The sequence below is a fragment of the Klebsiella sp. M5al genome (assembly GCF_002090195.1).
Taxonomy (GTDB): domain Bacteria; phylum Pseudomonadota; class Gammaproteobacteria; order Enterobacterales; family Enterobacteriaceae; genus Klebsiella; species Klebsiella grimontii.
Window position 1 is genome coordinate 5,199,616 of sequence record NZ_CP020657.1, and the last position, 17,813, is coordinate 5,217,428.

Here is a 17,813-nt window from a genome sequence, read left to right on the forward strand (position 1 = left end):
CAGCTCATTAACCATCCAGCGTCCCTGACGGGCCGCATTTTTCAGGAAAAATTATGGAGCTGCTCTGCCCAGCCGGTAACCTTCCGGCGCTTAAGGCGGCCATCGAAAACGGCGCCGATGCCGTCTATATCGGGCTGAAAGATGACACCAACGCCCGCCACTTTGCCGGCCTTAATTTCACCGAAAAGAAACTGCAGGAAGCCGTCAGCTTTGTGCATCAGCATCGTCGCAAACTGCATATTGCCATCAACACCTTCGCCCATCCTGATGGTTATGCCCGCTGGCAACGCGCGGTCGACATGGCGGCGCAGCTGGGCGCCGATGCGCTAATCCTCGCCGATATCGCGATGCTGGAATACGCCGCCGAGCGTTACCCGCATATTGAGCGTCACGTTTCCGTTCAGGCTTCGGCCACCAACGAAGAGGCGGTGAAGTTTTATCATCGCAATTTCGACATCGCCCGCGTGGTGCTGCCGCGCGTGCTGTCGATTCACCAGGTCAAACAGCTGGCGCGCAACACGCCTGTGCCGCTGGAGGTTTTCGCCTTCGGCAGCCTGTGCATTATGGCGGAAGGACGCTGCTACCTTTCCTCCTACCTCACCGGCGAATCGCCGAATACCGTTGGCGCCTGTTCGCCAGCGCGCTTCGTGCGCTGGCAGCAAACGCCGCAGGGCCTGGAATCACGCCTTAACGAAGTGTTGATCGACCGCTACCGGGATGGTGAAAACGCCGGTTATCCCACCCTCTGCAAGGGGCGTTATCTGGTCGACGGCGAGCGCTACCACGCGCTGGAAGAGCCCACCAGCCTGAACACCCTGGAGCTGCTGCCGGAACTGATGGCGGCAAATATTGCCTCGGTGAAAATTGAAGGCCGCCAGCGCAGCCCGGCCTACGTCACCCAGGTGGCGAAGGTCTGGCGTCAGGCGATCGATCGCTGCAAAGCCGATCCGCAAAACTTCGTGCCGCAGTCCGCGTGGATGGAAACCCTCGGTTCCATGTCCGAAGGGACGCAAACCACCCTTGGCGCTTATCACCGTAAATGGCAGTGAGAACAGCAATGAAATATTCATTAGGGCCGGTGCTTTATTACTGGCCAAAAGAGACGCTGGAAGATTTTTACCAGAAGGCGGCAAACTGCAGCGCGGATACGATTTACCTCGGCGAAGCGGTATGCAGCAAACGCCGCGCCACCAAAGTCGGCGACTGGATCGAGATGGCGAAAGCGCTGGCGGGAAGCGGTAAACAGGTGGTGCTTTCCACCCTCGCGCTGGTGCAGGCCTCCTCTGAGCTGGGCGAACTTAAACGCTATGTCGATAACGGCGAGTTTCTGATTGAAGCCAGCGATCTCGGGGTCGTCAACCTGTGCGCGGAACGTAAGCTGCCGTTCGTCGCCGGCCATGCGCTCAACTGCTACAACGCCGTCACCCTGCGCCTGCTGCTCAAGCAAGGCATGGTGCGCTGGTGTATGCCAGTTGAGCTTTCCCGCGACTGGCTGGCGAACTTGCTGACCCAGTGTGACGACCTGGGCATCCGCCATCAGTTTGAAGTGGAGGTGCTCAGCTACGGCCACCTGCCGCTGGCTTACTCCGCCCGCTGCTTTACCGCCCGCTCGGAAGACCGGCCAAAAGATGAGTGTGAAACCTGCTGCATTAAATACCCTAACGGGCGCGACGTGCTCTCACAGGAGAACCAGCAGGTGTTCGTCCTCAACGGCATTCAGACCATGAGCGGCTACGTCTATAACCTCGGGAATGAGCTCAACACCATGAACGGGCTGGTGGATATGGTTCGCCTGTCGCCGTTGGGCAGCGAGACCTTTGCGATGCTGGACGCCTTCCGCGCCAATGAAAACGGCGCAGCGCCGCTGTCGCTGACGGCGAACAGCGACTGCAACGGCTACTGGCGACGGCTGGCCGGACTGGAATTGCAGAGCTGATTAACCGCTCACTTTGTTAATGGCTATCGCTGCTTTTTAATGCACTATTAAAGATGCAGCTTTTCTGGCAGGCGTATCCTGGATACGCCAGGCTGGAAGAAGACCTTCAATCTGATGACGATGCTGTAGCAAAGTGAGCCTTTATGACTGACAAACCTGTTTCGTTCTCGGTGCTCGATCTGGCGCCGATCCCGCAGGGGTCTTCCGCAAAGGAAGCCTTCTCCCACTCTTTAGACCTGGCGCAGCTGGCGGAAAAGCGCGGCTATCACCGCTACTGGCTGGCCGAGCACCATAATATGGTCGGTATCGCCAGCGCCGCGACTTCGGTGCTGATTGGCTACCTTGCCGCGAATACCACCACTCTGCATCTTGGCTCCGGCGGCGTGATGCTGCCAAACCATTCGCCGCTGGTGATTGCCGAGCAGTTCGGCACGCTCAATACGCTGTACCCAGGACGTATCGATCTCGGCCTTGGCCGCGCGCCGGGCAGCGATCAGCCGACCATGCGCGCGCTGCGTCGCCATATGAGCGGCGATGTCGATAACTTCCCGCGCGATGTCGCGGAGCTGGTGGACTGGTTCGACGCCCGCGATCCTAATCCGCACGTGCGCCCGGTTCCCGGCTATGGCGAGAAGATCCCGGTCTGGCTGCTCGGCTCAAGCCTGTACAGCGCCCAGCTGGCGGCGCAGCTTGGGCTGCCGTTCGCCTTTGCCTCGCACTTCGCCCCGGATATGCTTTTCCAGGCCCTGCACCTCTACCGCACCCACTTCCAGCCGTCAGAACGGTTAGAGAAGCCGTACGCGATGGTGTGCATTAATATTATTGCCGCCGACAGCGACAGAGATGCGGAATTTCTGTTTACCTCCGTGCAGCAGGCGTTCGTCAAACTGCGCCGCGGCGAAACCGGGCAGCTGCCGCCGCCGGTGCAAAATATGCATCAGCTGTGGTCCGCTTCAGAGCAGTACGGCGTGCAAAAGGCGCTGAGCATGTCGCTGGTCGGCGATAAAACCAAAATCCGCCACGGGCTGGAATCGATCCTGCGGGAAACCCAGGCCGATGAAATCATGGTTAACGGTCAAATCTTCGATCATCAGGCCCGCCTGCATTCATTTGATTTGGCGATGCAGGTGAAAGAAGCGCTTCTCGGATAGTGAGCAATGCGGCATTTTTGCCGCATTTTTTTCCGCCTGAATGACAATCTGTGACCCACCTCATTCTTCTCACGCCTTTTCCCTCATCTGGTTACGTTAAGCGTAATTACGTTACCCCGAGCGTAATTGTTCTCTAAAAAAAGCGATGTTACTTTCTCTCTTGTTTTACTTTTCATAAATGCACGCGTCAAAGAGAATCGCCATGAGCCAACCAACCGCCAATGCAATAAGGATCGGTGAGTGTTTATTAAAAGCGCTATTAATGGAAGTTTGCGCCTGGCCGAAACCCGGCCTGGTGACGCCGCACTCGCAGGGCGCGCATGACGATATGGATATATGGCTTTTTATTACCAGTAGCTCTGCCATAGCGCCCTGTTTTTATGCTTGCGCGCAGGCCGGTGAATATCATCAGGGCGAGCTGGCAGATTTATTTCCCAAAATACGTCTTATCGGTATTGAATACGAATCCAGGCTGCTGCAATCCACCCGCGAGATAAATACTCAGCGCGGCATACTCTTTGCCGGAGCCGTTCTGGCCGCCGCCGCCGGCTGGCTAAAAGGTCGGAGACAGCCGCTTTCCAGCGAGTCATTAAGCCAGTGCGTCGCCGGGCTGTGCCTCGATCTCTGCCGCAACGATTTCGCCGCGCTCGCCCATCGTTCCGCGCAAACCCACGGTGAAAAACTGTATCTGCAATTTGGTATCACCGGCGTGCGCGGCGAGGCGGAACAAGGCTTCCCGCTGGTCTGCCATATTGGGCTTCCGGCCCTGCGACAGGCGCTCTCTCTGGGATTTAGCTGGCGTGAGGCGCTGATCCACACGCTACTCGCGCTGATGGCGCGCTGCGATGATACGACGGTACTTTCGCGCGCAGGTCCCCCTGCGCTGCACGAAATGAAACAGCGCGCGCAGCGCCTGGTCAACCTGGGAGGAATGAGCCACCCCGGCATAGAACATGAGCTCAACGAATTTAATGCCTGGTGCGTGGACAAATGGGTCAGTCCGGGCGGGTCGGCAGATTTATTAGCGCTGACCCTGGCGATGTACTTTCTTTGCCATCAATTGCAAGAGGACCCTAACGAGGAAGAGATATGAGTATCTATTTATATACATTATTAACTTATGCCATGACGATTGTTATTTCTTTTGCCGTGGTCGGAGTCATTGTTGGCGTTAATAGAGTCATGAATAAGCTGAATATTACCGACGACTAATACGCCTCTTTTTATGCGTTATCAGGAATATATTTTATGGATATCTTTATTAAGCTCTTTTCGGGCATTGGTAGCTTTTTTATTGAAGATCCCACAATAGCCATTGCGCGAATATTATTAATTATTCTGGGTTTTGTCCTGGCGTGGATGGGTTTTCGCCGCACCCTCGAACCGCTGATTATGGTGCCGATGGGCTTAGGCATGATTGCCGTTAACGCCGGGGTGCTCTTTCTCGCGGGCGGGCAAACCGGCACCTTAATTCTCGACCCGATGATCAGCGACCCTACCGAGCTGGTTAACATTATGCAGATAAACTTCCTGCAGCCGGTTTATAACCTGACCTTCAGTAACGGCCTGATAGCCTGTATCGTTTTCTTCGGCATCGGCGCGATGAGCGATATCAGCTTTATTCTGCTCCGCCCCTGGGCCAGCATCATCGTTGCGCTGTTCGCCGAAGCGGGTACCTTCGCCGCGCTGCTGCTGGGAATAGAAGTATTTGGCCTCCCGGCTAACGAAGCGGCTTCTATTGCGACCATCGGCGGCGCCGACGGCCCGATGGTGCTCTTCGCCTCCTTGATTCTGGCGCCGAATCTGTTTGTCCCCATCGCCATTATCGCCTACCTGTATCTGAGCCTGACCTACGCCGGCTATCCGTATCTGGTGCGCCTGCTGGTACCGAAAAAGTACCGCGGGATGGAAGTGGATATCGAATATCCCACCGTATCAAAAAAAGCGAAGTTCATCTTCACCATCTGCGCCTGCCTGCTGCTGTGCCTGCTGTTGCCGGTCGCCGCGCCGCTGATCCTCTCATTCTTCCTCGGGATCGCGATTAAAGAAGCGGAGATCGAACCGTTCCAGAAGCTGCTGGAGACCACCCTGACTTATACCGCGACGCTGTTTCTCGGCCTGCTGCTCGGCACGCTGTGCGAAGCGCAAACCATTCTTGACCCGAAAGTCGGCATCATTCTGATTCTCGGTATTGGCGCGCTGGCTATCTCGGCAATCGGCGCCCTGCTCGGCGGCTGGTTTATCTGGCTTATCTCGAAAGGACGCTACAACCCGGCCATTGGCATCGCCGGGGTTTCGTGCCTGCCGACCACCGCCAAAATCGCGCAGAAAGAAGTCAGCCATGAAAACCCCTACGCCGTCATTCTGCCGCTGGCCATGGGCGCTGGCGTCAGTGGCCTGATCGTTTCGGCCATCGCCACCGGGGTCTTTATCTCCACGCTATTCCTGCTGAAATAAGGGAGTAAAAACATGCTTAAAGAGCACAACTGGCATCAACTTAAGGATGATACGGCGCAGCGCCTGAAGCTGCTGGCGCCGTATTTCCGCGATGGCAAGATTATTGATGCTAAAGATACCGTCGCGGTGCTGGAGGCAGCGATCCGCCGCTTTGATCGCGTCAATATTGAGGGCAACAACCAGAAGCAGGCGGATTTTCTCGCCGAATGCCTGTGCAAAGTGGACCCGGAAAAAATTTCCGGCCTGCATATGGTGCAGTCTTCCGTGCCGCTCAGTACGCACCTCGATCTGTTCGAGAAGGGCATTGCCGAAAAGCTCGACTTCGCCTACGCCGGGCCGCAGGATGGCCGCCTCGCGCAGCTTATTCAGCAGGGTAAGATCAAGCTCGGGGCGATCCATACCTACCTTGAGCTGTTCAGCCGCTACTTTGTCGATCTCACTCCGCGAGTCTCGCTGATCACCGCCTTTGCCGCCGACAAAGACGGCAACCTCTACACCGGCTTTAACACCGAAGACACGCCGGTAATCGCTGAAGCGACCCACTTCCGCCAGGGGATCGTGATAGCCCAGGTGAACAAGATCGTCGATAAAGTGCCGCGCGTCGATATTCCCGGCGACTGGGTGAACGCGGTTATTGAAGCGCCGCGCCCGTTCTACGTTGAACCCCTGTTCACTCGCGATCCGGCGCTGATCACCGATACCCACGTGCTGATGGCGATGATGGCGCTCAAAGGGATCTACGCCGAATACGGCGTCGAGCGCATTAACCACGGCATCGGCTTCTTCACCGCCGCCATTGAACTGCTGCTGCCCACCTACGGCGAAGAGCTGGGGCTGAAAGGCAAAGTGTGTACCCACATGGTGCTGAACCCGCATCCGACGCTGATCCCGGCGATCGAGAGCGGATGGATCCAGTCCGTTCACTGCTTCGGCGGCGAGCTGGGAATGGAAAAATACGTCGCCGAGCGCCCGGATGTGTTTTACATCGGCCAGGACGGCACTCTGCGCTCAAACCGCGCCTTCGCCCAGGCCGCCGGACACTATGCGCTGGATATGTTTATCGGCGGCACGCTGCAAATCGATAAGTACGGCAACAGCAGCACCGCTACCGCCAGCCGCGTTTCCGGTTTTGGCGGCGCGCCGAATATGGGCTGCGATGCCAAAGGCCGCCGCCACGTCACTCAATCCTGGCTCAAATGCGGCGAAGAGTTCAATGCGACTCAGCAGCAGTTAATCGGCGATATGCCGCGCGGCAAACGCCTGGTGGTCCAGATGCAGGAGACCTTCCGCGAGAAGCGCCAGCCCGCCTTCGTCGACAAACTGGACGCCTGGGAACTGGCGGAAAAAGCCGGTCTCGCCCTGCCGCCGGTAATGGTTTACGCCGATGACGTCACCCACGTGCTCACCGAAGAAGGTATTGCCCACCTGCACCGCTGCGAAGGGCTGGAGCAGCGGATGGCGGCCATTCGCGCCGTGGCGGGCTACACCGATATCGGCCTCGCCGCCGACCCGGCGCAAACGCAAGCGCTACGCGATGCGGGCATTGTGCAGACGCCGGAAGATTTAGGCATCGACAGACGCCGCGCCAACCGCCAGATGCTGGCGGCGAAGAGTATTCGCGATTTGGTCGAGTGGTCCGGCGGACTGTACAACCCTCCTGCTCGATTCCGTAACTGGTAAGGGAATAGCAAATGGCTCTACATCAAATATCACATCATTTCAGCGGTAAAAGCGACCGTCCGTCTCTGCCGCAAACCGTGCACTGCGGCATCGTAGGCTCTGGCGATCTGGAAGTGTTGCTGGAACCTAAAGCCCTGGCAGGCGGAATCGACATCAGCATTTGTACGCCGGTCACCGGGTTCGACGACATCTGGAAAATCGTCCTCACCCGCTTTTTAGACAACGGTCCGCTGGGCGATATGCAGGTCAGCATCAATGATAACAACGCGACGCCTGCCGTGGTGGCGTTACGCCTTCAGCAAGCATTACAACAGGCAATTCCGGGGGAAAACCATCATGAGTGATCTGCGTTTTCTGGAAGCCAGCGCCCGCGTTCGCGCCGAAGGGTTGGTGGATAAAGGCTCGTTTACCGAACTGATCGGCCCGGCGGCAAAATGGATTAGTCCGCATCTGCCGGTACTGGGCGAAGCGGTAGAGTTTGATGACGGCGTGGTGACCGGTATTGGCCTGCTCAGCCAGCATCCGACCATCGTTATCTCGCAGGAAGGACGTTTTATCGGCGGCTCCGTTGGTGAGGTTGGCGGCGCAAAGATGGTCGGCGCGCTGATGCTGGCCGACGAGCTGGCGGCGCAAACTAACGATCCGGCCCGCCGTCCCATCGTGCTCATCTCGTTTGAAACCGGCGGCGTGCGCCTGCACGAGGCCAACGCCGGGCTGCTGGCGCACGCCGAGTGCATGGATATGCTGCAAATCCTGCGCGGCCGCGTACCGGTGGTGGCGCTGATCGGCAGCAAGATCGGCTGCTTCGGCGGTATGGGCTTTGTCGCCGCCGCCACCGATCTGATCGTCATGAGCGAGTCGGGCCGTCTCGGACTCACCGGCCCGGAAGTCATTGAGCAGGAGATGGGTCGTAGCGAATTTGACGCCTCGGATCGCGCCCTGGTGTTCCGCACTACCGGCGGCAAGCACAAATATATCGTCGGCGACTGCAACTACCTGATTGCCGATTCGCTGGCTGCCTTCCACCAGCAGGCTTCACTGATTGCCGACCTGCCGTGGCCTGAGATTGAAGCGATGCGCCGGATCGGCAGCGAGGCGAAAGTCCGCGCACAGATGGCGCTGACGCAAAAAATCAACGAACTTGCGCCAACCGACGCGCGCGATGTCTGGGCTGCGGCGGGAAATTCAGTGCCGCAATCGCTGGTTGATATGAGCCTGGAGACCTTTCTGAGCAATGTCCAACGCCTGTCCGTGGAGGAAGCATGATGGAAAATTTACTCGGTCAGGGGCGCGCAGCCATCGACCTGATTGTCGATGAAGGCAGTTTTGCCGAAAACGCCCTTGAGCAACTTAACCTCCCCTGCGACGACTACGGCCCCGGCGCGGTCGTCGGCAGCGCGCGGATCAACGGCGAAACCTGCACGGTGATCGCCAACGACGCCATGACCTTCAACCCACGTTTTCCGGTGGTTTACGCCGGGATAATCGGTCTCGAAGAGGGCTATAAAATGGCGCTGGCGGTCTACCGCACGCTGGCGATGGATAAAGACAAACCTGCGAGCGAGAAGCGTCCGCTGGTGCTGATTGTCGACACGCCGGGGAACGGGCCGGGCAAGCTGGAAGAGATTATCGGTATGAATAAAGCGACCGGCGCATACCAGCTGGCGCTGGCCGAAGCGCGCCATGCCGGGCACCCGATTATCGCCATGGTGATTGGCCGCGCCATCAGCGGCGCGTTCCTGTGCCACGGACTGCAGGCCGACCATATCCTCAGTCTGACCTCGGAATTCGGCACCATGATCCACGTGATGCCGCTGAGCAGCATCGCGCGTATTACCCGTCAGGACGTCGAGCGGCTGAGCGAACTCTCCCGTAGCAACCCGGTCTTTGCGGCAGGTCCGGAGTTTTTCTGGCAGCTGGGCGGTGTGGAAGAGTTAATCAAAACCATCCCGGCGATGAAAGAGGCGATCGTTCGACATATCGCTGAAGTACGCCAGCAGAAACAGGCTGCGGGTATTCAGGCCACCGGTCCGCAGGGGCGCGGCATCTCTGGCGAGGAACGCGGCGGCAGGAAAGCCCGCGGCGTGATTCTGGCGCAGATGCGCGAAGAGTATCAGCACGTCGCGGCGCGTTATCAGCCCGGCTGATCCAGGGGAAAAGTGAGATGAACGATCCCATCGCCACGCTCGAATGGTTGGCCCAGGCGCAGCCCGGAATTCCCTTATTTGAGGAAATGCCGCGCCGGACGCTGGAGGACAAAGGTATTGCTGGCCCTACGGCGGCGCACGTTATTGAAGAGATCCATACGCCGCTTAACCTGGCGCTGGTCACCTTCACCACCGGCAGCAGCGCGTTTCAGAATATCGTCGGCGTCACCCACAGCGAGTTAGCGCTGCGTACCGCCGCCGGAAAGCGCGCGCTGGCGATATGCGGCGTCAGCGCAGGGCAAAATATCCTGGTGACCTATGCGCCGCTGGTCAACGTGTTTACTCGCCAGGCGCTGGACGAGAGCGGCCTTCGCTGGTCGTTTTTACCCCGCTCCTGCCGGGACGCGCTGTTGATCGCTCTGTGCCGACAGTCGCCGGACGTGGTGGTGGGAGAATCCTCTTTTTTACGCGCCACCCTGGAGCAGGCGCTGAAGATGGAGCTGGCGGACAGGCTGCCGAAAAAGCTGACGCTAATAACGGCGGGGACGCCGCTGGACGAAGAGCTGGTTCCGCTGGCGGCTTCGCTGGGCTATGCGCTGCACGATATTTATGGCTGTCAGGAGTTCGGCTGGCTGGCGCTCGATGGCGTTGTGCTACGCGAGGATATTTCGCTGATTCCCGCCCCGCAGGGCGGCGACTGGCGGGAGGTGGTCGTGGGCGGCCTGCCGACCGGAGACAGTTTTCCCGTCGCTGCGGGCGGGCATCTTTGCAATCCGCAGGGGAAAATCCAGACCTGGAAGCGCCAGCGCACCACGCCGGAGTATGACATGGTGGTGATGGCCACCACCGCGCAAAGTCGGGAGATCGTTGAACGCACGGCGCGGACAATCCTGCGGATTAAAGGGCGAATTTGCCACGTGTCAACGCAGCTGAAAACCGAAGCCAGCGCGACGCACATTCAGCTCTGGCCGAAGGCGATCCCCGGAGAATGTACGGCAGGGCTTGCGCCTGTCGACATCATCGGTCCGCAGGCCACGGCCCAGTTTGACGCGCTGCTTCAGGCCCAGCGGGATTTGCAGCAGCAGGCGAAAAACGATCCGGCATGGTGTAAGGCGCGATGAGCCTCCGGCAACGGCATACCCTGTGCTGGCTGGCGCTCCCGGCGCTGGCTGACATCGCGGAACAACTGGAGCCTCTGCCCGCTGCGCTGCGGCAACAGGCGCGGGGATTTCTGCTCAGCGGATCGCTGCCGGGGATTGTGCGCCGCGGCGGACGGAATAATGGCGCGATCCCGCTTGGGTTTTGTTTTCCGCTGCGCTGGCAGGGGCAGCGTTTACGCCTGGCCGCAGAGGCGCCGCTATCGGCAATAACGCGTCATTTAACGCCGGAACAAACGGCATGTCTTCCCATTGCCGGAGGTTCCCATGCGATACGCGCTTTCAATGCATTGCGTCAGGAATGGCGCTGGCCGGAAATCCAGCTTGGCGTATGGGGTTCGGTGGCGCAGGAAATCGTCACGCCGTGGCAGTGGACTGACGCCGATTCCGATCTGGATATTCGTCTTATCCCCGGCGCGCTTGCCGGACTCAGCGAATGTCAGGAAAGGTTATGCAATATAGAACGGCAATTTCAGTTACGTATTGATGGCGAGATTGGTTTAGCTGACGGATACGCAATCAATATCAAAGAGTGGTTCAGCGGAAGCGCAACTCTGCTGGCTAAAGGAGAGGATGATGTTCAATTAAGATCGCGACAGCAGGTCACGGCAGCAATGAGAACATATCTCTGTTAAATACATCAAAAAGGAATCTAATATGTCTGAAGTTAAATCAAAAGTCCCGGGTGTGGTCGATGAAGTAAAAGCCGCTGCCGGGGATAAAATCGAAAAAGGCCAGGTGGTGATTGTGCTCGAAGCCATGAAAATGAAAATGCCGGTCGCCTCGCCGGAGACGGGTATATTAAAAACGCTGTCACTCAATACCGGAGACCGCGTCAACCCAGGCATGGTGTTATTTGAAATTATTGCAGAGTAAAGTGAGTTAACACGCATTTAATTAAAAAAACAATGCGACATTCTATTGTGAGATTATTTCTATGTTAATGTCATATCAGTAAGCATTTTGCTTGCTGATATGATAAATCATAGTGACTGAGCAAACCTGTGTTCTTACGAATGTCCGCAAATAAAAACGCGCTATGCTAAAAGCCGCTGATTAATTTTTTGTCATTTCTCCAACGCGGGCATTATCAACCCGCGTTGTGTAATTCGCTTTTAGTATGGATAGACAAAGAGAAACATCATGATTATTTACGGATTGATGTTAATGGGACTGTGCATGTTCGCCGGGCTAATCGTGGGCGATCTTCTTGGCCTGGTCTTGGGTATTTCCGCCAATATCGGCGGCATCGGCTTCGCGATGCTGTTTTTAGTTATCGTGTCACAAAAATTAGTGGATAAAGGATTGCTCTCCAAGCCTGCGGAACAGGGGGTAGGTTTCTGGAATGCAATGTATATCCCGATTGTCGTCGCTATGTCGGCAAACCAGAACGTTATCGCCGCCCTTAAAGGCGGTCCGGTTGCCTTGATTGCCGGCGTTGGCGCCGTTTTTATTGGTTTTCTGCTGATTAAGCCTTTGAGCAAAATCGGCGGTCGCGGCCATCAGGAAAGCTCCGCCGTTAGCGAGGAGTGTAAATAATGGAACAGCTGACAAAGATTCTAACCGGTAGCTTCACCAGCAACGGTTTGATTACCGCTTTTGTCGTGGTGGGTATCGTATGCTGGGCCGCAAGCTGGATCTCAACGCATCTGCTTCGCGGCAAGATCCACAGCTCAGCTATTGCCATCGTCGCCGGATTGCTGCTGGCCTGGCTTGGCGGGGAACTGACCGGCGGTAAAAAAGGTCTGGCCGATATCAGCTTGTTTAGCGGTATTGCGCTGATGGGCGGCGGTATGTTCCGCGATTTCGCCATCATTTCCACCGCCTTCGGCGTTAAGCTTGAAGAACTGAAAAAAGCCGGCATGGCTGGCGCGCTGGCGCTGGTTATCTCGACGGTGCTCTCTTTTTATCTCGGGGCGATTGTCGCCTGGGCTTTTGGCTATACCGACGCCATCAGCATGGCGACCATTGGCGCGGGGGCCGTAACCTTCATCGTCGGCCCGGTAACCGGCGCAGCGCTTGGCGCAAGCTCGGATGTTATCGCGCTGAGCATCGCCGCCGGCGTGATTAAGTCTATTGCCGTCATGATCTTAACGCCGCTGGTAGCGAAAGCCGCGGGCCTGAACTCGCCTGCCGCCGCTATCGTCTACGGCGGGCTAATGGGCTCCACCAGCGGAGTCGCCGCGGGTCTGGCGGCCACGGACCCGAAACTCGTTCCCTATGGCGCAATGACGGCAACCTTTTATACCGGCCTTGGCTGTCTGCTGGCCCCTTCGGCCCTCTATCTCTCTTTAACCCCCTTCTTTTAATGACGGACGCCTGCTGTGATGCAGCAGGCGCAAGGGATGTTCAATGTACTCATTTCAGCGCATGAAACCTGGGCAAATCGCGCTTCTGGCCTCACTTTGTACGCAAGAAGACGAAGATAATTTTCGCCAGAAGCTATTAGCGGATAAGCCCGAACATAAGGTGGGTTTTGTTTTTATGACCGGGACGTCGGATGAAATAAAAAATAAACTACAGCGCTGTATCATCGGCTGCGCGTTTAAGCATCAGATAATTACGCGCCAGGAATCGGCCATTTTTACGTTATGTCAGGTCAGCCATCAGGCGCTGACCCATGCTTTAGCGAACAGCATCAATGGCGATCGGATGAGAATAAAAATAGCCTTAGTCAGTAATCCAAAGTGGCTTGCCGTCGCTATCTACGGCGAAAGCGTGGTCTATCAGCGATTGAGTCATGAGCTTACGGGGTTTTCTCTGTCTCGCTTTTCTCCATCATAAGCTGTCTGGCGTACATACGGCACTCGGCTAGTAAGGACAGCAGACCCGGCTGATTTTCCTGGCTACGCGGGAAGACCAGCGAAATTTCCTGTTCCATTCGATAGGGCTCCTGCAGCGGCAGCAGGCGAATGCCGTTACTGAACAGGCCGCGCATCCGCCCCGGAATTAAGGTATAGCCCATGCCGGCATTCACCATACTCATCAGTGAAAAAATATCATGTACCCGGACGGTAATGTCGGGCGTAAATCCAGCAATCTGAAAGGCCTCCTGAAATCCTCGCCAGGTCGCGAAGCCTTCGCTCAAGGCAATAAACTTTTTATTTTGCAGATGCCGTAAATCTACGGGGGTTGATAAGCTATCCGCTTCGGTTACCGGAACTGCAAGGTAGATGGAATCAGAGAATATGGTCCATGTCTCAAATAACTGGGCGTTATAATCATCAGGAGTCGATATCAGAACCGCATCAATCTTCTCTTCATTAAGCGCTTCTAATAATTTCTTATTAGAGTTCATGATAAATTCAATGGTCAGTTCCGGGCAGCGTTTTTTCAATCCCTGAACAATTTGCGGTGCGGTTTTTAACACTAGCGAATAAAGTAGCCCTAAACGTAAAACCTGAGAATGATACCCCGAAGCCTTGCGGGTAAGATAAATACAGCGTTCCAGTGCATTAATGACTTCCCGCGCTTCCTTTTGCATAACCCATGCGCCAGGTAAAGGATAAAGATTGCGGCCATTATGGGTAAACAAAGGACAGCGTAAATTATCTTCCAGCGAATGAAGCGCGCGATGAACGCTAACGGATGAAATGTTCATTAGCTCTGCAGTTTTTGATATATTCATCGACTCCATATAGCTAAGGAAAATCTCGAGCTTCCGCAGAGTAATATCGTTATTCAGCATATAAATATTCCCTTATTCAAGACAATATTCATAGTAAGAGAAATAAAGAAAATATTTTTTGAGCCAGATCGTTAAATCTGGCTCAGCGGAAAATTCAATTATTGATAGGTGGGTAATACATTAAAGCTCGACAGGAAATGCACAATCACGTTGCCCAGACCAAACAGCAGGACCAAAGCAATCATCGGCTTTCCGCCCCAAACGCGAAACAATGGGCTGCCAAAGCGTTTACGCGATGCGCGAGCCAGCAGCGCCGGTACGATTGCCGCCCAGATGGTCGCCGCCAGACCCGCATAGCCGATCGCGTAGAGGAACCCGTTCGGCCACAGCAGGCCGCCCACCATTGGCGGGACAAAGGTGAAAATCGCGGTTTTAAAGCGTCCCAGCGCGGAGTCGTCGAAACCGAAAAGATCCGCCAGATAATCAAACAGGCCGAGAGTGACGCCAAGGAATGAGCTGGCTACGGCAAAGTTTGAGAAGATCACTAACAGCAGATCCAGACTCCGGCTATTCAGTACCCCGCTGAGCGCCTGGACCAGGACATCAATATTGCCCCCCTTCTGCGCGATACCGATAAACTCCGGACGAGGGATATTGCCCATCGTCACCAGCAGCCACACCACGTACAGACCCAGCGCCAGCAGCGTACCGTAAACCAGGCACTTAACGATTGTGCGCGGATCTTTGCCGTAGTACTTCATCAGGCTCGGCACATTGCCGTGATAGCCGAAGGACGCGAGGCAGAACGGCAGCGTCATCAGCAGGTAGGGCAGATACGAGGCATTCTTTTCAGCAACGTTAAACAGGGTGGTCGGCTGAACGTGTCCCAACAGGCTGCCAAAGGTCAGAAAGAAAGTAATAACCTTCGCCCCGAGCACAATGGCCGTCATGCGGCTCACCGCTTTGGTACTCAGCCAGACGATAAACGCCACCAGCAGGGCAAAACCAAAACCTGCTGCCCTTGCCGGGACGTTCAGCGACATTTCGCTAAACGTATGGTGCAGGATCGAGCCGCTGGCGGAGATATAGGCGTAAGTCAGAATATAAAGCACAAAGGCGATCGACACGCCGTTAAGCAGATTCCAGCCCTTACCGAGCAAATCTTTGGTAATGGTATCGAAGCTGGAGCCAATGCGATAATTCAGGTTCGCTTCGAGGATCATTAACCCGGAGTGAAGCATACAAAACCAGGTAAAAACCAGCGCCGCCAGAGACCAGAAGAACCACGCGCCGGACATCACAACCGGCAGTGAGAACATCCCCGCCCCAATAATCGTCCCGCCAATAATCACTACGCCGCCAAACAGGGACGGTCGGGTTGCCGTAGTGGTAAGTGTCGCCATTTGCCGAAATCTCCAGTCGAAAATACTTTTGTTGTTATCAACGTGACGCACTGTACCAGTACACGAGTACAAAGGAAATAAAAAAAGCCCCAATCGTTAAGATCGGGGCTGTATCGTTTACTTTACGTTAGCGGAAAGCGCTAATTATGCATCGCCACCGAAACGACGACGACCTGCGGAGTCATCGCGACGCGGAGCTGAAGCATCATCGCGGCGCGGCGCGCGGCCGCCTTCACGACGTTCGCCGCTGAAACGACGACCTTCACTACGGCCGCCTTCGCGACGCTCGCCGCCGAAACCACGACCTTCACGACGTTCACCGCCGCCGAAGCTACGACCGCCTTCACGACGCTCACCGCCGCCACGACGTTCGCCGCTGCGCTCAGGACGCGGCTGAGCATCACCCAGCAGCTGCATGTTCATCGGCTTGTTCAGGATGCGGGTACGCGTAAAGTGCTGCAGCACTTCGCCCGGCATGCCTTTCGGCAGTTCGATAGTGGAGTGAGAACCAAACAGCTTGATGTTACCAATGTAACGGCTGCTGATGTCGCCTTCGTTGGCGATTGCGCCAACGATATGACGTACTTCAACGCCGTCATCACGGCCCACTTCAATGCGGTACAGTTCCATATCGCCAACGTCACGACGTTCACGCTTAGGACGATCTTCGCCGCTGCGTTCAGGACGGTCGCCGCGCGGGCCACGGTCGTTACGGTCGCCACGACGCTCAAAACGATCGTCACGGTCGCGGAACTCGCGCTTAGGACGCATTGGCGCATCCGGCGGCAGGATCAGCGGACGTTCGCCCTGAGCCATTTTCAGCAGCGCGGCGGCCAGCGTTTCCACATCCAGCTCTTCGCCTTCGGCAGACGGCTGGATTTTCGCCAGCAGCGCGCGGTACTGATCCAGATCGCTGCTTTCCAGCTGCTGCTGAACTTTCGCGGCAAATTTTTCCAGGCGACGTTTGCCCAGCAGTTCTGCGTTCGGCAGTTCAACTTCCGGAATGGTCAGCTTCATCGTACGTTCGATGTTGCGCAGCAGACGACGCTCGCGGTTCTCAACGAACAGCAGCGCGCGACCAGCACGACCCGCACGACCGGTACGGCCGATACGGTGAACATAAGACTCGGAATCCATCGGAATATCGTAGTTAACTACCAGGCTGATACGCTCAACGTCCAGGCCACGGGCCGCAACATCGGTTGCAATCAGGATATCCAGACGACCGTCTTTCAGACGCTCCAGAGTCTGCTCACGCAGGGACTGGTTCATATCGCCGTTCAGCGCAGCGCTGCTATAGCCGCTACGCTCCAGCGCTTCGGCCACTTCCAGGGTCGCGTTTTTGGTACGAACGAAGATAATCGCCGCATCAAAATCTTCCGCTTCCAGGAAACGCACCAGCGCTTCGTTTTTACGCATACCGTAAGCAGTCCAGTAGCTCTGGCTGATGTCCGGACGAGTCGTTACGCTCGACTGGATGCGCACTTCCTGCGGCTCTTTCATAAAGCGGCGGGTAATACGACGAATCGCTTCCGGCATGGTGGCGGAGAACAGAGCGGTCTGATGACCTTCCGGGATCTGCGCCATAATTGTTTCTACGTCTTCAATGAAGCCCATGCGCAGCATTTCGTCAGCTTCATCCAGAACCAGACCGCTCAGCTTAGAGAGATCCAGCGTACCGCGTTTCAGGTGGTCCAGCAGACGACCCGGGGTACCAACAACAATTTGCGGTCCCTGACGCAGCGCGCGCAGCTGCACGTCATAACGCTGGCCGCCGTAGAGGGCAACCACGTTTACGCCGCGCATATGTTTAGAGAAATCCGTCATTGCTTCAGCTACCTGTACCGCCAGTTCGCGGGTCGGCGCCAGCACCAGAATCTGCGGTGCTCTCAGCTCAGGATCAAGGTTGTTCAGCAGCGGTAAAGAGAACGCTGCGGTTTTACCGCTACCCGTCTGGGCCATACCCAGAACGTCGCGGCCGCCCAGCAGATGCGGAATGCACTCAGCCTGGATCGGAGATGGTTTTTCGTAACCCAGATCGTTAAGCGCTTCAAGGATGGGAGCCTTCAGGCCCAGATCTGCAAAAGTGGTTTCGAATTCAGCCATGTAGTACGTGTGCCTCAAAATTAATGGCGGCCAGTCTACATAACTCATCGTGAAAATTTACGGTAATTTTCATTGAAAAGTGTGAACCGGCTCAAAGTAGGTGTATTAACGAACAACAACGCCCTCACCCGCAAAGGTGATGGCAATC

The 17,813-nt window shown here is 56.3% G+C and carries 19 protein-coding genes; 15 read left to right on the top strand and 4 right to left on the bottom strand.

Going from position 1 to position 17,813, the window contains the following annotated elements; translation table 11 throughout:
- Nucleotides 1–53 precede the first annotated feature (53 nt).
- From ubiU to BWI76_RS25040, 15 genes are all read left to right on the top strand, one after another.
- Nucleotides 54–1,049: a ubiquinone anaerobic biosynthesis protein UbiU gene (ubiU, locus tag BWI76_RS24970; RefSeq protein ID WP_004139867.1), complete on the top strand. Its 996-nt coding sequence runs from the start codon at nucleotides 54–56 to the stop codon at nucleotides 1,047–1,049.
- 8 nt (nucleotides 1,050–1,057) lie between these two features.
- Complete coding sequence (locus BWI76_RS24975) at nucleotides 1,058–1,936, top strand: U32 family peptidase (RefSeq protein ID WP_004139864.1); 879 nt, start codon at nucleotides 1,058–1,060, stop codon at nucleotides 1,934–1,936.
- A gap of 143 nt (nucleotides 1,937–2,079) precedes the next feature.
- Nucleotides 2,080–3,087: a luciferase-like monooxygenase gene (locus BWI76_RS24980; RefSeq protein ID WP_004139862.1), complete on the top strand. Its 1,008-nt coding sequence runs from the start codon at nucleotides 2,080–2,082 to the stop codon at nucleotides 3,085–3,087.
- 202 nt (nucleotides 3,088–3,289) lie between these two features.
- On the top strand, nucleotides 3,290–4,180 hold the full coding sequence (locus BWI76_RS24985; RefSeq protein ID WP_049100027.1) for a triphosphoribosyl-dephospho-CoA synthase: 891 nt from the start codon (nucleotides 3,290–3,292) through the stop codon (nucleotides 4,178–4,180).
- A 155-nt stretch (nucleotides 4,181–4,335) separates the two neighbouring features.
- On the top strand, nucleotides 4,336–5,544 hold the full coding sequence (gene madB, locus BWI76_RS24990) for a Na+-transporting malonate decarboxylase, carboxybiotin decarboxylase subunit (protein WP_004139859.1): 1,209 nt from the start codon (nucleotides 4,336–4,338) through the stop codon (nucleotides 5,542–5,544).
- Between the two features lie 12 nt (nucleotides 5,545–5,556).
- Nucleotides 5,557–7,224: a malonate decarboxylase subunit alpha gene (gene mdcA / locus BWI76_RS24995; protein ID WP_004139857.1), complete on the top strand. Its 1,668-nt coding sequence runs from the start codon at nucleotides 5,557–5,559 to the stop codon at nucleotides 7,222–7,224.
- A gap of 11 nt (nucleotides 7,225–7,235) precedes the next feature.
- Nucleotides 7,236–7,568 (top strand): malonate decarboxylase acyl carrier protein, encoded by a 333-nt coding sequence (gene mdcC, locus BWI76_RS25000; protein WP_004139850.1) that lies wholly within the window; start codon nucleotides 7,236–7,238, stop codon nucleotides 7,566–7,568.
- Complete coding sequence (locus BWI76_RS28670; protein ID WP_004139848.1) at nucleotides 7,561–8,490, top strand: biotin-independent malonate decarboxylase subunit beta; 930 nt, start codon at nucleotides 7,561–7,563, stop codon at nucleotides 8,488–8,490. The genes mdcC and BWI76_RS28670 overlap by 8 nt, the downstream gene beginning before the upstream one ends.
- A complete protein-coding gene (gene mdcE, locus BWI76_RS28675) occupies nucleotides 8,490–9,371 on the top strand; it encodes a biotin-independent malonate decarboxylase subunit gamma (RefSeq protein WP_004139842.1) in 882 nt (293 codons plus the stop codon). The genes BWI76_RS28670 and mdcE overlap by 1 nt, the downstream gene beginning before the upstream one ends.
- A gap of 17 nt (nucleotides 9,372–9,388) precedes the next feature.
- Nucleotides 9,389–10,492, top strand: coding sequence for a hypothetical protein (locus BWI76_RS25015; RefSeq protein ID WP_004139840.1), 1,104 nt, complete (start codon nucleotides 9,389–9,391; stop codon nucleotides 10,490–10,492).
- Nucleotides 10,489–11,163 (top strand): malonate decarboxylase holo-[acyl-carrier-protein] synthase, encoded by a 675-nt coding sequence (mdcG, locus tag BWI76_RS25020; RefSeq protein WP_004139838.1) that lies wholly within the window; start codon nucleotides 10,489–10,491, stop codon nucleotides 11,161–11,163. Before BWI76_RS25015 ends, mdcG begins: the two co-directional genes overlap by 4 nt.
- Nucleotides 11,164–11,185: 22 nt before the next feature.
- Nucleotides 11,186–11,404 (top strand): acetyl-CoA carboxylase biotin carboxyl carrier protein subunit, encoded by a 219-nt coding sequence (locus BWI76_RS25025; RefSeq protein WP_004139836.1) that lies wholly within the window; start codon nucleotides 11,186–11,188, stop codon nucleotides 11,402–11,404.
- A 267-nt stretch (nucleotides 11,405–11,671) separates the two neighbouring features.
- Entirely contained in the window at nucleotides 11,672–12,067 is a 396-nt protein-coding gene (gene madL / locus BWI76_RS25030; RefSeq protein WP_004139834.1) for a malonate transporter subunit MadL, read from the top strand.
- Nucleotides 12,067–12,837, top strand: a complete 771-nt coding sequence (madM, locus tag BWI76_RS25035; RefSeq protein WP_004139827.1) for a malonate transporter subunit MadM — start codon at nucleotides 12,067–12,069, stop codon at nucleotides 12,835–12,837. The genes madL and madM overlap by 1 nt, the downstream gene beginning before the upstream one ends.
- A gap of 43 nt (nucleotides 12,838–12,880) precedes the next feature.
- Nucleotides 12,881–13,312: a HutP family protein gene (locus tag BWI76_RS25040; RefSeq protein ID WP_004139824.1), complete on the top strand. Its 432-nt coding sequence runs from the start codon at nucleotides 12,881–12,883 to the stop codon at nucleotides 13,310–13,312.
- On the opposite strand, the gene BWI76_RS25045 is transcribed toward BWI76_RS25040, so the two are convergent.
- The 4 genes from BWI76_RS25045 to yrbN all read right to left on the bottom strand — a co-directional run bounded on the left by BWI76_RS25045 (nucleotide 13,275) and on the right by yrbN (nucleotide 17,738).
- Nucleotides 13,275–14,216 carry a LysR family transcriptional regulator gene (locus tag BWI76_RS25045; RefSeq protein ID WP_004139823.1) on the bottom strand — a complete coding sequence of 314 codons (942 nt, stop codon included), beginning with the start codon at nucleotides 14,214–14,216 and terminating at the stop codon, nucleotides 13,275–13,277. The two genes, BWI76_RS25040 and BWI76_RS25045, sit on opposite strands and share 38 nt — an antisense overlap.
- 98 nt (nucleotides 14,217–14,314) lie before the next feature.
- Nucleotides 14,315–15,559, bottom strand: coding sequence for a tryptophan permease (gene mtr / locus BWI76_RS25050; protein WP_004139822.1), 1,245 nt, complete (start codon nucleotides 15,557–15,559; stop codon nucleotides 14,315–14,317).
- Between the two features lie 144 nt (nucleotides 15,560–15,703).
- Nucleotides 15,704–17,665, bottom strand: coding sequence for a DEAD/DEAH family ATP-dependent RNA helicase (locus BWI76_RS25055; RefSeq protein ID WP_024358749.1), 1,962 nt, complete (start codon nucleotides 17,663–17,665; stop codon nucleotides 15,704–15,706).
- Nucleotides 17,658–17,738 carry a protein YrbN gene (yrbN, locus tag BWI76_RS28270; protein ID WP_085903200.1) on the bottom strand — a complete coding sequence of 27 codons (81 nt, stop codon included), beginning with the start codon at nucleotides 17,736–17,738 and terminating at the stop codon, nucleotides 17,658–17,660. The genes BWI76_RS25055 and yrbN overlap by 8 nt, the downstream gene beginning before the upstream one ends.
- Between the last annotated feature and the right edge of the window lie 75 nt (nucleotides 17,739–17,813).